The organism is Balneolales bacterium ANBcel1 (assembly GCA_029688905.1).
Taxonomy (GTDB): domain Bacteria; phylum Bacteroidota; class Rhodothermia; order Balneolales; family Natronogracilivirgulaceae; genus SLLW01.
Genome location: JARULB010000008.1, coordinates 110,831 through 125,552, shown reverse-complemented (window position 1 = coordinate 125,552; position 14,722 = coordinate 110,831). Strand labels below are relative to the sequence as shown.

Genomic DNA, 14,722 nt, shown 5'->3' with positions numbered 1-14,722 from the left:
TGACCGGTGTCCTGTTACGTGCCGAAACGCTCCCGCAGCCTCTCCGCGTTCACCGGCTTGTATCCCTCGAGCATGGCTTCATCCGAAGAGGCCAGTGTCATCTCCCGTTTGCCGGGCGGACCTGCAGCCCTGGCGACATGCCAGCCGGCAAGCACCATGGCGGCCCTGGCGCGGGTGGCCGAGCAGTAGGTGCCGAGCATGGCCCGTGAATCGGCAGCCTGCAACAGTTTCGAAAAGGCCTCCTTTGTCCATAGCTCCGGATTGGCATCCGGCGAAAAGGCGTCGTGCAGGAAGAAATGGGCCGGCTGATGAATTTGTGAAAGGTCCCAGTCAAAAAAATCACCCCGGTAGATGTGCGCGAAGGTTTGGCCGCCCTGACCCGTCATGGTCGAGGATACCGTAGCGCCGGAATCCGCAGCATACAGAGCCTCGGCCAGATCCGCTAACCGGCCCAGGGAGTTCGGTGTCAGTGGGGGGGATGGCACCCTGCCGGCGATCGGGGAGGCCTCCCCGGCCGGACCTTCAGCGGCTTCGTCATCGCCCTTGCCGGATACCCCGGGAAAAAGCTTTTCGAACCCCATGCCCCGGATCTGGTCGGGCGGCACCGGATGTTTTTCGACGCTGTAGTAAAATACGGTGGAACGGGAGCCGGTCAGATGCCTGAGCCACTCCATCAGGATCAGGTGAAAGCCGGAACCGAACCCCGTCTCGCAAATGGTTATGTCGCGATGGGATTTGAGCGCCTCGAAAAGTCCTGTTCGCTCAAAAAACACGTGGCGGCTTTCGGTAAGAGCCCCGGCAATATTGTGATAGTGCTGACGATACCGATCGGAGTACAGGGTCGCCGAACCGTCGTTTGTGAGAACGTTACGGGGTGTCATTTTTGGATGGACGGGATTCACATCGGCCGGCCAGGCCATCCGTGTTTCCACGCTCGTGTTGCGTGAGAAAACGGTGGTATAGCGCAACCAGTTCGGAGGTGATCATTGCGGTGGCACCCCAAAGTGGTTCGGAATGAACATCCCAATAGGGGATGCGCAGTCTATTGTTGCGAAAAGTTTCATCGCGGGTGCGGATGTTGCCGCTGTCCAACAGATCTGCAGCCGTCACCCAGAAGATGTCGCTGACCTCCTCCGGCCGGGGTATGGTTCGGGGCCGTCTGCGGCAAAAAGCAAGCCAGGGATGTATGACAAACCGGGAGGGGGGCACAAAAAGGGGACTCAGGGATCCGGTGATTTCGTATTGGTTGGGTGAAATGCCGACCTCCTCTGCGGTCTCTCGCATGGCGGTTTCCCGGAGAGCCTCGCCGGGCTGTTGGCGACCTCCCGGAAAACTGATCTGGCCGGCGTGGTTGGTCAGGGTTTTATTGCGCAGAGTGTACAAAATGGAAACCGGCTGTTCCAGGGAACAAAGCACCAGAACACTGCTCTGTCGAACGCCCGATTCCGGCAACTGTGACGTATCCGGGCGATTGTCCGGTACCGGTGCCATGGCCGCCTGTGCATCGCGGCCGGGAAGGCGCCGCTCCATCACGGCTTTACAGTAATCGGAGAAAGTAGAGTGGGTTTCGAAGGACATAACACGCGTTACATGGAATCCTGAAATTGCAGCAGAGTCATGATATGCTTTTTATAACGTATCAGAGCGCTCCGGCCTTTTGGCGTCAATGTCACCATTTTTTGAGGCCGTTTCTCACTGTGCCGGATACGGGTGGTAAGATAGCCGGATTCCTCCAGAATCTGAATTTGCCTGCCGAGGTTACCGTCCGTTGCCTTGACCGTATTCTTGAGCGTGGAGAAATCGATCTCCTCGGAGTAGGCCACCGAAGAGAGGAGGGCAAGCCGCAACCGGTTGTGGAGCAGCTTGTCGATTTTGTTGTAATCAAATATGATGTATTTGGGACGGCGCATAAGCAGAGTAGTATATACTGTAACATCGTCGTTTTGCATAGCCTCACCGAAAAGCGTACTTTAACAAAATTGTTATTTAAAAGACACACTGTCGTTTTTTGGCACCTCTAATTTAGAATAATTGTAGCGTATCATGAGTGTACTTGTTGTTGGATCCGTGGCTTATGACGGAATTGAAGCACCCGCCGGTAAAGTGGACCGCACCCTTGGCGGATCAGCTACCTATATTTCGGTATCATCCAGCTATATCACTCAGCCGGTGAGGCTGGTGGGTACCGTTGGAAGCGACTTCGACCAGAAGGATCTCAAATTTTTTAAAGACCGGGGGGTCGACCTCGAAGGGTTCAAAGTGGATGATACGGGGAATACGTTTTTCTGGAAGGGCAGGTACCATGACGACATGAACAGCCGGGATACGCTTGACACTCAGCTGAATGTGTTCGAACACTTCAACCCGGTTATTCCGGAAGCATATAAAGGCAGTCGCATCGTCTGTCTGGGAAACATTGACCCCGGCCTGCAATTGAAAGTGCTGGATCAGGTTACGCAGCCGAAGCTGATCGTCTGCGACACCATGAATTTCTGGATTTCCGGTGCCAGGGAAGCCCTTGAAGAGACGATCTCCCGTGTGGATGTCCTGATTATCAACGACGAGGAGGCGCGCGAACTGACCGGAGAACCCAACCTGCTGAAAAGCGCAAAACTGATCCGTGAAAAAGGACCCCGCTTCCTGATTATCAAAAAAGGTGAGCATGGTGCCAATCTGTATTATGACCAGTCGGTGTTTTCTGTTCCGGGCTATCCCCTCAGTAATATCGTCGATCCTACCGGCGCCGGTGACAGCTTCATGGGTGGATTTTCCGGATGGCTCTCACGCGCCGACCGTTTTACTGAAGAAAATCTGCGCCGGGCCGTTGTTTACGGTTCCGTGATGGCCAGTTTCTGTGTCGAAGCTTTTGGTACCGGTCGGTTTGAAGAACTCTCCCGTTTTGATATTGGAAAACGGTACGATGCCTTTCGAAAACTCAGTACCATCCCCGAAAGAAGCTGATATGGTATGATGTCCGGTTTGTTTACTTCCAATGAGGAGGAGCGGCAGCTTGTACTGGCCACGGGAAATCCCGCTAAGGTCACTGAACTGAATGATTTGCTCAAAGGCTCCGGTATCCGGGTACGCTCTCTTACGGAGGTTGCCGGTCCCTGTGAGATCGAAGAAACCGGCCGGACCCTCGAAGAGAACGCCGAAATCAAAGCCCGGTTCGTATTTGATAAAACGGGCCTTCCTGCTCTGGCCGATGATACCGGACTGGAAGTGGATGCTCTGGACGGCATGCCGGGAGTCTATTCGGCCCGTTACGGCGGACCTGAAACCGATTCCGCCAGAAACCGTAAGAAACTGCTGACATCACTGAAGCACCTGCCGTCGGCGCAAGACAGAAAAGCCCGGTTTCGAACCGTACTTGCCTATATCGATACGCATGGATTACGCCGGTTTGAGGGAATCTGCAACGGTGTCATACTTACAGAAGAACGGGGGGATGGCGGATTTGGTTACGATCCGCTCTTTATGCCCGAGGGATATGACCTCAGTTTTGCCGAGATGGACCCATCCGAGAAAAACAGGATTAGCCATCGCGGCCGCGCATTGCAGAAGTTCCTTCAGGAGATATCCGACAGATAGTTCTTTGTTTTTTCAACCGTGAGTTCCACCAACCGGGGACTTGTACCTGCTAACAAACGCTGCGAATATGAAACACTATTACTGCTACGGGATGGTTTTGATCCTTCTCCTTTTGGCTTTTACGCCTGTTTCCCTTGCTCAGTCAGACAACACCTCCCAGGGCATCGGTTTTGAGAGTTACTATCAGCGCACCGATTTCCTGCTGACGTCACCGGGAGTGATGAATTCCGGCCTGTATGGATACGATAACCCCGCCATGCTGCAGTTTCTGCATCAGCCGGATATCGCGTTCCACTGGTCTTCCGACGAATTCTGGACGGATGTCCGGCGCTACGGCGGCTTCTTCGGATTTCCTGGCGCGGCATTCAGCTTTGTCCGAAACGACTGGATGGATCAGGTTTACCGGGACTATCGCATCGCAATCGGTGGAGGTACGGACGCCGCCGCCGCAGGTATCGCGCTGAACTGGTATGGCGGCGATACCGATCTGTTCGATCTGAAGACCAACATCACTTTCGGAACCATCTCCCGGCCGAACCGCTATTTGTCATTCGGGATGATGGGCACCACTACCTTCGACGGCAATTATTATGAAGCCGTCGCCGATCTGGCGATTCGCCCGACGGGGACGCCTGTTCTGGCGCTTTTCGGCGATTACGCCGTTAATCATGAGACCGATGGCGTTCTGGATGGTCGCTGGTCGGCCGGGTTTGCGGCGGAAATTATGTCGGGCCTTCGACTCACCGGCCGCTATATCGACAATATCGGCTATACCGCCGGCATCCAGTTCAGCTTCGGAAGAACGGGTGTCAGCTATCAGTCACACCGCGACACCGACGCGAATCACCGGTACAACTCCTACAGTATTCGTATGGGAGCCAAAGACCGCAATCCGTTCGACCGCCACATCCGCAAGAACGACCGCTATGTGAATATGCCGCTGCGCGGCGCCCTGCCTTACCAGAACTTCAGGTTCCTGGACAACCGGCAGACCTACCTTCCCGTGCTGCGGCACATCCATGAGGCCGGAGAGGATCCTTCCGTAGCCGGTATTGTGCTCGATATTTCCACACTTGGCGTTGATCACGCCAAAACCTGGGAGATACGCGATGCCCTGGAAACATTTCAGGCCGGCGGGAAGAAGGTGATTGTCTTCATTGAGAGGGGTGGCATGAATACCCTCCATCTGGCATCGGTTGCCGACTACGTGATTCTTGACCCGCAGGGCAGCCTTTCCATTCCAGGTTATGTAACCGGCAGTACTTATCTGGCGGAGTTGCTGGAAAGCGTGGGCATCGGGTTTGACGAATTCCGGGAAATGGAGTACAAGTCGGCTTTTGAAATGATCTCAAGAAGCGACATGTCGGATGCCGACCGGGAACAGCGTCAGGTGATGATCGATGGCTTTTATGAGCTGGTCAGAGGTGATGTAACCGCCTCCCGCGGGCTGGATGACGAACAGTTCGACGCGTTGATCGACCGCGGCCTCTATCTTACAGCCGCCGACCTGGTGGAAGCCGGTATCGCGGATACGCTCGGCCGCCCTGCCGATATTCCGGATATCATCGAAAAGCTGGAGGGAAGCAGGAAGCGCAGCATCGCTCCTGGTCAGATGTACGCCTATCAGAAGCCGGGCGATGACCACTGGGGACCCGCCTCAAAAATCGCGGTGCTCTATGCCCAGGGACCGACCATGAACACCAGCGGAATCAGAGCCCGCGTACTGTCCCGGGAAATCCGTAAAATGCGAAACGACAGGGAGGTGAAAGCCATTGTGCTGAGAGCCGATTCGCCGGGCGGTGATCCGCTTGCCTCCGATCTTGTGGCCGAAGAACTCCGGAAGACAACGGAAGTGAAGCCGGTCATCGTTTCCATGGGATCGGTTGCCGCTTCCGGCGGATACTGGATCTCGATGTATGCCGACACCATCGTGGCAACACCGAATACCATCACCGGAAGCATTGGTGTGGCATCCGGCTGGATCTGGGATGACGGCATGAGCAACAAACTGAGGCTTAATGCCGATTACGTGAGCCGGGGAAAGTCGGCCGATCTCTCTTTCGGCCCAACGCTCCCTCTGATCGGCTTGAGTCTGCCGAACCGTGCCCTCACCGAAGCAGAACGTGAAGGGATGGTCAGGCGCGTGAACCATCTTTATGATGATTTCATCGAAAAAGTGGCCGAGGGCCGCGGAGCGGAGGCCGATGACATTCGGGAAGTTGCCGCCGGCAGAATCTGGACAGGCGCCGACGCGCTCGGACACAATCTGGTGGATGAGCTTGGAAGCCTCTATGCCGCTATCGGCATTGCGCGTGAGAAAGCCGGACTCAGGCCGGACGACAAAGTGATAATCGTCGAAGGTCCCGAACTCCAGCCGTTTTCCCTTTCGCTGCTGCTGGGTGGAATTTTCGGTTCCGGTGCGCCGGATATCGAACAGAAAGATCCGGTGAAGGAGTACCTGGAACTGATGATCGAATACAACGCCTCCCCATTGATCATCATGCCCTTTGAAGATTTCAGCTGGATGAAGTACCTGGACCATAAACAAATACAGTGACCTGCAACCGACAGCATTATCCATGAATCCTGATAGTAAAGACGATATTTCCCGCAATCATTTCCGCGTACCGCTGATGATAGAGATTCTCCCTCCGGAGCTCGGCAAGGAGCAGGAGGGATTGTCCCGGCACAAGGCGTACCTGGACAGCATCCGGCAGCGTGTCCCTGTCGATGTGATCAACCTGCCGGAAATTCAGGATGAAACGCAGAAAGGGGACCGGGGGAAGCGCAGGAGTGCCTTCAAAAGAAGAGTTTCACCCCGCGACTACGCCAGAATGCTGGCCGAATTTATGGATACCGAGTATGTCATCAACAGAGTGATTGTCAAGCAGCCGCCTGCCGATCAGGAGCAGTGGCTGCTGGACACTCGCAGAGAGTATGGCATCAGAAAGGTTGTATTCGTGGGTGGGGAGTCGCCGGAGATCGAATACCCCGGACCGTCGGTGACCGAGGGAAATCGTATGGCGAAGCAGTTTTTGAACCGGGGCAGACACAGGTATCTGGACGGAAGCCTGCCCTCCACCGATTTCTCCGTGGGCAATATCTGCATCCCGAACCGTGATGTGGGAGGGATTTCGGAAGCGCAAAGAGTGTTTCAAAAATGTGAATCGGGTGCCGATTTCTTCACCACGCAGATTATTACGGAGTCGGAAACCCCGGTCTCCATGCTGGATGAGCTCTCCGGTTTGCTGACGGAGAAGGCCGCAAGGCTGCCAATGATCTACTGGAGTTTTACTCCTGTATCCGCCCAAAAGGATATTGACTTCCTGCGGTGGCTGGGGGTCTTCATCCCCGAAAAGGTCGAGTGGCAAATTATGCAGAGCGGCGATCCGGCGGAGGCATCACTGGACCTGATGACAGAGGTTTGGGAAAGAATCCACTCTTTTAACAGTGCCTTGCCCGTACCGGTACCCATGGCGCTGAACATCACGGCAATGGGCCTAAGGAACTTTCCGCATGCCCGCGAATTGGCAACCCGCTTGATAAAAATCTGACCAACCTCAGGCCGGCTCCTTGCGCTCGCTGGCGGGATCGTAGGCGAGCTGCGGACCAAGCCATTTCTCGGCTTCTTCCAGCGTCATTTTTTTGCGTTGCGCGTAATCGGCGACCTGGTCCCTTACGATGGTGCCCAGTGCAAAATACGCCGCTTCGGGGTGAGCGATGTAGAGTCCGGATACCGAAGCCGCAGGATGCATGGCGTAACTTTCGGTGAGGGTGATGCCGGTTCTTTCAGTGGCTTCGATCAGGCTGAAGAGGGTCTCTTTTTCGGTATGGTCCGGATTGGCCGGGTACCCCGGTGCCGGGCGGATACCCCGGTATTTTTCCTTTATGAGCGCTTCGTTATCCAGGTTTTCGTCCGGAGCATATCCCCACAGTTCTATCCGCACCTTTTCATGGAGCCACTCGGCGGCCGCTTCGGCAAGCCGGTCGGCCAGCGCTTTAAGCATGATGGCGCTGTAGTCGTCCTGGTCTTCTTCAAAACGTGCCAGGGGCTCTTCAATACCGTGTCCGGCCGTCACGGCAAATCCGCCGATGTAATCGGCGAGGCCGCTCTCTTTGGGCGCGACAAAGTCGGACAGCGCCCGGTTGGGTTGCCCCTTCCGTTTGCGGGTCTGTTGCCGAAGCATGCAGAGCCGGGCCTTGACGCGGCTCCGGGACTCATCTTCATACACTTCAATGTCGTCGCCGACGCTGTTCGCGGGGAAAATCCCGCATACCGCTTGCGGTTGGAGCCACTGCTCCGCGATGATTCGGTCCAGCATGTGACGCGCGTCGTCAAACAGTTTGCGAGCCTGTTCACCGGCTTCGGGGTCTTGCAGGATGGCAGGATATTTGCCCGTGAGCTGCCAGGTTATGAAGAACGGGGTCCAGTCAATGTATCTGCTGAGGGTCTTGAGGTCGGGGGCTTCCAACGGAATAATTCCGGTACGCTTCGGCACCGCGACATCCTTCTCTCCCCAGATGATGGGAGTCCGGTTCTCCCGCGCCTGCTCCAGCGTGGCATAGCTCTTGGTCTGCGTCCGTTTTGAATGCTTTTCTCTGAGCTGCTGATACTCGGTCCGCACCCGGTCAACCAGCCCCTTCCGGGCGCTGTCGGAGAGCAGGTTGCTCACCACGGGCACGCTTTTGGAGGCGTCGAGTACATGGATAACCGGCGACCGGTATTCCGGCGCGATCTTGACAGCCGTGTGGATGCGGGAGGTGGTTGCACCGCCGATAAGCAGCGGGAGATCCATTCCTTGCGACTCCATTTCCCGGGCCAGGCCGACCATCTCGTCAAGCGAGGGGGTTATGAGGCCGCTGACCCCGATCACATCCACTTTCTGTGCAACGGCCTCATCCATGATTTTCCGGGAAGGCACCATCACGCCAAGGTCGATCACTTCATAGTTGTTGCACCCCAGGACCACAGCGACGATATTTTTCCCGATGTCGTGTACATCGCCCTTGACCGTGGCCAGCAGTACCTTGCCCTTGGGCCGCGTATCTTTCTGCCGCTTTTTCTCCTCTTCGATGAAGGGGATCAGATAGGCCACCGCCTTTTTCATTACTCGGGCGCTCTTTACCACCTGCGGCAGGAACATCTTGCCTTCGCCGAACAGGTCCCCCACAATATTCATCCCATCCATGAGCGGCCCCTCTATCACCTCCAGAGCCTGGTCATACTGTTTGCGGGCCTCTTCGGTATCTTCCTCAATATAATCCACGATTCCCTTGAGCAGGGCGTGTTCCAGGCGCTTGTTGACCGGACGGCTGCGCCACTCGTCCGTTTTCGCGGGTCCGGCGGCTTTTTCCCTGACCGTCTCTGCAAAATCGACCAGGCGCTCGGTGGCATCGCGGCGCCGGTTAAAAAGGACATCCTCCACCCGCTCCAGAAGATCTTTGGGGATCTCTTCGTACACCTCAAGCTGGGAGGCGTTGACAATCCCCATATCAAGTCCCGCCCTGATCGCATGGTACAGAAAGGAGGCGTGCATCGCCTCCCTTACCGGATTGTTTCCGCGGAAGGAGAAGGAGATGTTGCTCACGCCGCCGCTTACTTTCGCATGGGGCAGGTTCTTTTTAATCCATTCCGTGGCCTTCAGAAAATCGACGGCGTAATTGTTGTGCTCTTCGATACCGGTGGCAACCGTCAGGATGTTGGGGTCGAAAATGATGTCCTGGGGCGGGAATCCGATTGTATCCACCAGCAGCCGATAGGCGCGCTCACAGATTTCGATGCGCCGTTCGTAAGAGTCGGCCTGCCCCTGTTCGTCAAAAGCCATGACAATGACCGCCGCCCCGTAGTCACGTACCTTTCGGGCCTGCTCCAGGAAGATATCTTCTCCCTCCTTGAGGCTCAGAGAGTTGACGATCGACCGCCCCTGGAGGCATTTGAGCCCCGCTTCGAGAACCGACCATTTGGAGGAGTCGACCATCACCGGCACCCGGGAGATATCCGGTTCGGCCGTCATCAGGTTGAGGAAGGTGGTCATAACGCTTTCCGACTCCAGCATCCCCTCATCCATGTTTACATCGATGATCTGCGCGCCGTTCTCGATCTGTTCACGGGCAACCGATAGCGCCTCCTCGTACTGCTCCTCACGGATGAGGCGCTTGAATTTCAGAGAGCCGGTGACATTGGTTCGCTCACCGACATTGACGAAATTGGTCTCCGGGCGGACAACGAGCGGTTCCAGTCCGCTTAATCGCAGATAGGGCTCCGCTTCGGGAATGGGGCGGGGCCGGTGTCCGGCCGCGATGCTGGAAAAACGGGCGATGTGCTCCGGCGTTGTCCCGCAGCAGCCTCCGATGACATTCAGCCACCCCTCCCTGAGGTACTCTTCAAGTTGTTCGCCCATGAAGTCGGGGGATTCGTCATATCCGCCGAATTCGTTGGGCAGCCCGGCGTTCGGGTACAGGGTAACCGGCACGGTGGCGATTTCGGAGAGCTCCTTGATAAAGGGGCGCATCTGGCTGGAGCCGAGAGCGCAATTCAGACCGACACTCAGCAGGTTGGGCATGTGGGAGATGGAGATCCAGAATGCTTCGGTGGTCTGGCCCGAGAGGGTGCGCCCGCTTTGGTCCACGATCGTGCCCGAAATCATTACCGGGACATTGTTTCCGCTCTCCCGGCGATAATTCTGGATGGCGAACAGGGCGGCCTTGCAGTTCAGGGTGTCGAATACGGTTTCAACCAGCAGCACATCGGCCCCGCCGTCCATCAGGCCGGGAATCTGTGCGGCGTAACAGGCGACCATTTCGTCGAAGGTAACCGCGCGGAAACCGGGGTCGTTGACATCGGGGGAGAGGGAGAGAGTCCGGTTGGTCGGACCCATGGCGCCGGCTACGAAACGGGGTTTCTCCGGATCTTTTCGGGTGAAGTCGTCGGCGGCCTTGCGGGCGATGGAGGCCGAGGCGTAATTCAGCTCATAGACAAGCTCCTCCAGATCGTAATCTTTCTGCGAAACGGGATTCGAGCTGAAAGTATTGGTCTCCAGTATATCGGCACCGGCCTCCAGAAATGCTTCGTGGATGGAGGCAACAAGGGCGGGACGGGTGATGCTCAGCAGATCGTTGTTTCCCTGGAGCTCGCACGTGTGATCGCGGAACCGGTCGCCCCGGAAGTCCTCTTCGGAGAGCCGGTGTTCCTGGATCATGGTTCCCATGGCTCCGTCAAGTACCAGGATGCGCTTTGCAAGTGCTTGTCGAATGTCGTGCATCACGTGCCTTTTTTGAAATAGCGCAGTGGAAACAGATGCAATGACCCGTTCTCCGGACGCCAGGTTTGCAAAATGATGGTCCGATGAATCAAACCCGTATGCTCACGTATTTGACCACATTGACGCCGTCGATGCGGTGTATGTAATCCACATCTTTTTCGTCGAGCGTAGTATCTACGGTGAATGCGGTAATGGCCTGGGCGTTTTTCAGGTCACGGCCGAGGCTCAGCGAGGCGATGTTGATGTCTCTTTTGGCCAGGGCGCCGCTTGTTGCCGCCAGCATGCCGGGTTTGTCGATATTTTGGTAGAGGATGATTTCGCCTTCCAGGTGGATTTCAATACTGAAGCCGTCGATGGATACAATCCGGTAATCGTTTTCTCCGAAAGGCGTTGCGCAAAGCTTGCGGTAATCGGCCTTGGGACCGAGATCGACCGTAATCAGGTCGGAGTAGGTCTGAGTTTCACGGCTGATGGTTTCGGAAATTTTCAGCCCCCTGGTTTCGGCATGATACCGGGCGTTGATCAGATTTACCACATCATCGACACTCCCCTTCATGAAGCCGCTGAGAAGGGAATCGGTGAGGACCTGGGAGTGTTTCGCGCAGGTTCCGCTATATGTGATGGAGAGCTCTTCGGTGTGTTTCGGCGCAATCTGGGAGAGGAAGTGCCCGAACCGTTCGGCAAGCTGGAGGAACGGCTGCACCTCCTTGTTGGTGCTCAGTGCAATGGACTTGCCGTTCAGGCTGCCCTGAAACCCTTTCTGCTCAATAGCGTCCGCGATCTGCCGGGCGATCTGCTCGGCGACTTTTCCCTGGGCTTCCTGGGTGGATGCACCCAGATGCGGTGTGCAGATAACCGCGGGGTGTTGCAGCAGTTCCTTCAGATCGTCTGAGGGGGGCTCATTGCTGTACACATCCAGGGCCGCCCCGCTGACGATACCGCGTTCGATCAGTGACAGCAGGTCGCTTTCATTGTAGATGCCGCCGCGCGCGCAGTTGATCAGCTTGATGCCGGGTTTGATCCGGTCGGCATTTTTTTGACTGACGAGGTCACGCGTCTGGTCCGTGAGCGGCGTATGAACCGTCAGGTAGTCGGCGGAAGCGAGAATTTCATCCAGCCCCTTCATCTCAACCCCCATCTCTGCGGCTCGTTCGTGGGTGGTGTAGGGGTCGAAGCCGATGATATGCATGCCAAAGGATTTCATTCGCGCGGCCACACCGGAGCCGATTTTACCGAGGCCGATGATGCCCAGGGTTTTTCCATGGATCTCGGTGCCCAGGTACTTTTTACGGTCCCAGCGCCCCTCCTTCAGGGAGCTTACCGCGGCGGGAATGTTCCGGGAAAGAGCCAGGATCATGCCGCAGGTGTGTTCGGCGGTGGAGATGGTGTTGCCGTCGGGCGTGTTCATTACCAGGATGCCCATGCGGGTGGCGGCGTCGAGGTCGATATTGTCCACACCCACACCGGCCCTTCCGACCACTCGCATGTTTACCGCCTTTTCCAGAAGGGGCAGTGTGACTTTGGTCGCGCTCCGCACTACCATAGCATGATAGTCGCCGATTATCTTTTCGAGCTCATCCGACTGCATGCCGGATGCTTCGGTTACCTCAAATCCTCGTTGCTCGAAAATCTCACCGCAGACAGGGTCCACGCCATCCAGTAAAAGTGCTTTATAGGCCATTGTGTTCTATTTTGTTATCAAAAGGCTGATGCCATTTCATGTTTTGCAAGCTCAGAGATTGGAAACAGCAAGAAAATCCCCGATGAAAGCTTGAAGGGGGTCCAGTGTTTCCGGTTTTCCCGCCGACGATGTAAAGACCGGTACGTCGATATTCATCTCCTTAATCAATTTCTGTATGCTGCTCTTCTGCTGCTGTTGACGGTTCTTTGAAATCTTGTCGGCTTTGTTGGCTACCACGCAAAACGGTATCTGATGGTTCCCCAGCCAGAAAAGAAACTCCTCGTCCAGTGACGAGGGCGTATGGCGTATGTCCAGAAGTACAACCACAAGCCGCAGCGTATCCCGCTCCATCAGGTAGCGTTTCATTTCCCGGCCCCAGCGCGACTGCTCCCCTTTGGATATTTTTGCATATCCGTATCCGGGCATATCAACAAGATACCACGCATCGTCGATGATGTAATAATTGAGGCTGCGGGTCTTGCCGGGGGTGTTGCTGGTGTGGGCCAGCTTTTTGCGGCGGGTCAACGCGTTGATGACCGATGACTTCCCGACGTTGGAACGTCCGGCGAAGCAGACCTCCGGCAGCCCGCCGTCCGGACATGTCGACAGATCCGGAGCGCTCAGCACATATTCCGCTTTTTGTATGGTCATGGTGCCGTTTCCTTTAGCGATGATTCCGCCTCAATAAAATTCGTTTTCTTCTTTTAGCATGCGGGAGGTTACCGGTACCGGGTACTCGCCGGTAAAACAGGCCGTGCAGTAACCGAGTCCCTCGGGCTGCGCCTCCCTGACCGCGTTCACCAGTCCCTCCGGCGAGAGATAGCGCAGGGAATCGACTCCGATGGCCCGCCTCATGCGGTCCAGGTCTTTGTCGTGGACATTCGCAATGAGTTCATCCGGACTCGGAAAGTCCATTCCGTAAAAGCAGGGATGGATGATGGGCGGGGAGCTGACCAGAAAGTGTATTTCCCTGGGCCCGGCCTTGCGGATCATTTTAACCAGATGCGCCGAGGTGGTTCCGCGCACGATGGAATCATCCACCAGAAAAACTACCCGGTCCTGAAGAACCCCCTTCACCGTATTGAACTTGGTCCGTACCTTCAGGTCGCGTGAAGCCTGGCCCGGGGAAATGAAGGTGCGGCCCACGTAGTGGTTGCGGATCAGTCCGATTTCGTATTTGCAGTCGTAGCCGTTTTTCTGATTTTCATGCGCATAACCCAAAGCGGCCGTATTGCTGGAGTCGGGAACAGAAATGACGATCGGGTGCTTGCCGGTTTTGGTGCCGGTCACTTCGGGGATCGGATGCTCACGGGCCAGGTATTTGCCGATTTTCCGGCGGACTTTATCCGTGTTTTCGCCGAAAATGCGGCTGTCGGGGCGTGCAAAATAGACATATTCAAAAATGCACTGACTAACTCCGGTATCCTTCTTCCGCTCCAGATGCATCGAGCGCGGCTCTCCGTCTTCGATAGTTTGCCGGTCGATGATGACCACCTCTCCGGGGTTGACGTCACGGACATATGTGACATCATTGATATCGAACGCGCAGGTCTCACTGGCAACCAGCCAGCTTTCACCATTTCTGCCGAGGGCAAGCGGACGAAAGCCGTTGGGGTCACGGACCGCGATCAGCTTGTCGTCGGTAAGCAGAACCAGGCAGTAGGCGCCCTCGATCTGCTGCAACGCGTCCATGATCTGATCCAGCTGTGTCGATTTTTCACTGTGGGAGATCAAATGCAGAATCAGCTCGGTGTCGGATGTGCTCTGAAAAATGACGCCCCGGTTTTCCAGTCTCTTTCTGAGGCTGTTGGCATTGGTCAGGTTTCCGTTATGGCCGATTGCCAGGTTGCCGTTTTTGTAGTGAACACGAAACGGCTGGATGTTGGTAGCGTTGACCGCCGATCCGGAAGTTGAATACCGGTTGTGACCAATGGCCGCGTGCCCCAGCAGCTTTTCGGTAAAAATTTTCTGGTTTTCGAAAACATTCAGCACCAGCCCGAAACCCTTGTGCTGCGGCATCACAGGGATGCTTTTAGCCGGATCAAACCAGGAGGTTACGATACCGGCCGATTCCTGACCCCGGTGCTGCAGCGCGTGCAGGCCATAGTAAGTGTAGACAGCGGCTTCGGGGTGGTTGAAAATCCCGAAAATACCGCAATAGTCGTGTGGTTTGTCGGACATTCCGAAC

11 protein-coding genes are annotated in these 14,722 nt (G+C 56.0%); 4 read left to right on the top strand and 7 right to left on the bottom strand.

Annotated elements, in window-relative coordinates; all coding sequences use genetic code 11:
• Positions 1-14: 14 nt before the first annotated feature.
• From QA596_11615 to QA596_11605, 3 genes are read right to left on the bottom strand one after another with little or no spacing between them, the layout of a single operon-like run.
• The gene (locus QA596_11615) at positions 15-881 is read right to left on the bottom strand and encodes an MnmC family methyltransferase (GenBank protein ID MDG5768110.1); all 867 of its coding nucleotides are present in this window, start codon (positions 879-881) and stop codon (positions 15-17) included.
• Positions 868-1,578 carry a CoA pyrophosphatase gene (locus QA596_11610; protein MDG5768109.1) on the bottom strand — a complete coding sequence of 237 codons (711 nt, stop codon included), beginning with the start codon at positions 1,576-1,578 and terminating at the stop codon, positions 868-870. The genes QA596_11615 and QA596_11610 overlap by 14 nt, the downstream gene beginning before the upstream one ends.
• An 8-nt stretch (positions 1,579-1,586) precedes the next feature.
• On the bottom strand, positions 1,587-1,949 hold the full coding sequence (locus QA596_11605; protein ID MDG5768108.1) for a transcriptional regulator: 363 nt from the start codon (positions 1,947-1,949) through the stop codon (positions 1,587-1,589).
• 94 nt (positions 1,950-2,043) lie between these two features.
• On the opposite strand from QA596_11605, the gene QA596_11600 reads away from it, so the two are divergent.
• From QA596_11600 to QA596_11585, 4 genes are all read left to right on the top strand, one after another.
• Positions 2,044-2,961: a PfkB family carbohydrate kinase gene (locus QA596_11600; protein ID MDG5768107.1), complete on the top strand. Its 918-nt coding sequence runs from the start codon at positions 2,044-2,046 to the stop codon at positions 2,959-2,961.
• A gap of 6 nt (positions 2,962-2,967) precedes the next feature.
• On the top strand, positions 2,968-3,591 hold the full coding sequence (gene rdgB / locus QA596_11595) for an RdgB/HAM1 family non-canonical purine NTP pyrophosphatase (protein ID MDG5768106.1): 624 nt from the start codon (positions 2,968-2,970) through the stop codon (positions 3,589-3,591).
• 67 nt (positions 3,592-3,658) lie between these two features.
• Entirely contained in the window at positions 3,659-6,148 is a 2,490-nt protein-coding gene (locus QA596_11590; protein MDG5768105.1) for a S49 family peptidase, read from the top strand.
• Positions 6,149-6,170: 22 nt separating this feature from the next.
• Positions 6,171-7,145 carry a hypothetical protein gene (locus tag QA596_11585; protein ID MDG5768104.1) on the top strand — a complete coding sequence of 325 codons (975 nt, stop codon included), beginning with the start codon at positions 6,171-6,173 and terminating at the stop codon, positions 7,143-7,145.
• A 6-nt stretch (positions 7,146-7,151) separates the two neighbouring features.
• Here the strand turns inward: QA596_11585 and metH are convergent, their stop codons facing one another.
• The 4 genes from metH to purF all read right to left on the bottom strand — a co-directional run bounded on the left by metH (position 7,152) and on the right by purF (position 14,715).
• Entirely contained in the window at positions 7,152-10,853 is a 3,702-nt protein-coding gene (gene metH, locus QA596_11580) for a methionine synthase (GenBank protein ID MDG5768103.1), read from the bottom strand.
• Positions 10,854-10,941: 88 nt separating this feature from the next.
• Positions 10,942-12,534 carry a phosphoglycerate dehydrogenase gene (gene serA / locus QA596_11575; protein ID MDG5768102.1) on the bottom strand — a complete coding sequence of 531 codons (1,593 nt, stop codon included), beginning with the start codon at positions 12,532-12,534 and terminating at the stop codon, positions 10,942-10,944.
• A 51-nt stretch (positions 12,535-12,585) separates the two neighbouring features.
• On the bottom strand, positions 12,586-13,185 hold the full coding sequence (gene yihA, locus QA596_11570) for a ribosome biogenesis GTP-binding protein YihA/YsxC (protein ID MDG5768101.1): 600 nt from the start codon (positions 13,183-13,185) through the stop codon (positions 12,586-12,588).
• 30 nt (positions 13,186-13,215) lie between these two features.
• Positions 13,216-14,715, bottom strand: a complete 1,500-nt coding sequence (gene purF, locus QA596_11565; GenBank protein ID MDG5768100.1) for an amidophosphoribosyltransferase — start codon at positions 14,713-14,715, stop codon at positions 13,216-13,218.
• Between the last annotated feature and the right edge of the window lie 7 nt (positions 14,716-14,722).

Excerpts from the sequence above, each read along its gene's own strand:
- QA596_11600 (MDG5768107.1), top strand. The coding sequence starts at position 2,044 with ATGAGTGTACTTGTTGTTGGATCCGTGGCTTATGACGGAATTGAAGCA.
- QA596_11610 (MDG5768109.1), bottom strand. The coding sequence starts at position 1,578 with ATGTCCTTCGAAACCCACTCTACTTTCTCCGATTACTGTAAAGCCGTG.
- QA596_11615 (MDG5768110.1), bottom strand. The coding sequence starts at position 881 with ATGACACCCCGTAACGTTCTCACAAACGACGGTTCGGCGACCCTGTAC.
- metH (MDG5768103.1), bottom strand. The coding sequence starts at position 10,853 with ATGCACGACATTCGACAAGCACTTGCAAAGCGCATCCTGGTACTTGAC.
- serA (MDG5768102.1), bottom strand. The coding sequence starts at position 12,534 with ATGGCCTATAAAGCACTTTTACTGGATGGCGTGGACCCTGTCTGCGGT.
- QA596_11585 (MDG5768104.1), top strand. The coding sequence starts at position 6,171 with ATGAATCCTGATAGTAAAGACGATATTTCCCGCAATCATTTCCGCGTA.
- QA596_11605 (MDG5768108.1), bottom strand. The coding sequence starts at position 1,949 with ATGCAAAACGACGATGTTACAGTATATACTACTCTGCTTATGCGCCGT.
- QA596_11590 (MDG5768105.1), top strand. The coding sequence starts at position 3,659 with ATGAAACACTATTACTGCTACGGGATGGTTTTGATCCTTCTCCTTTTG.
- rdgB (MDG5768106.1), top strand. The coding sequence starts at position 2,968 with ATGATGTCCGGTTTGTTTACTTCCAATGAGGAGGAGCGGCAGCTTGTA.
- purF (MDG5768100.1), bottom strand. The coding sequence starts at position 14,715 with ATGTCCGACAAACCACACGACTATTGCGGTATTTTCGGGATTTTCAAC.
- yihA (MDG5768101.1), bottom strand. The coding sequence starts at position 13,185 with ATGACCATACAAAAAGCGGAATATGTGCTGAGCGCTCCGGATCTGTCG.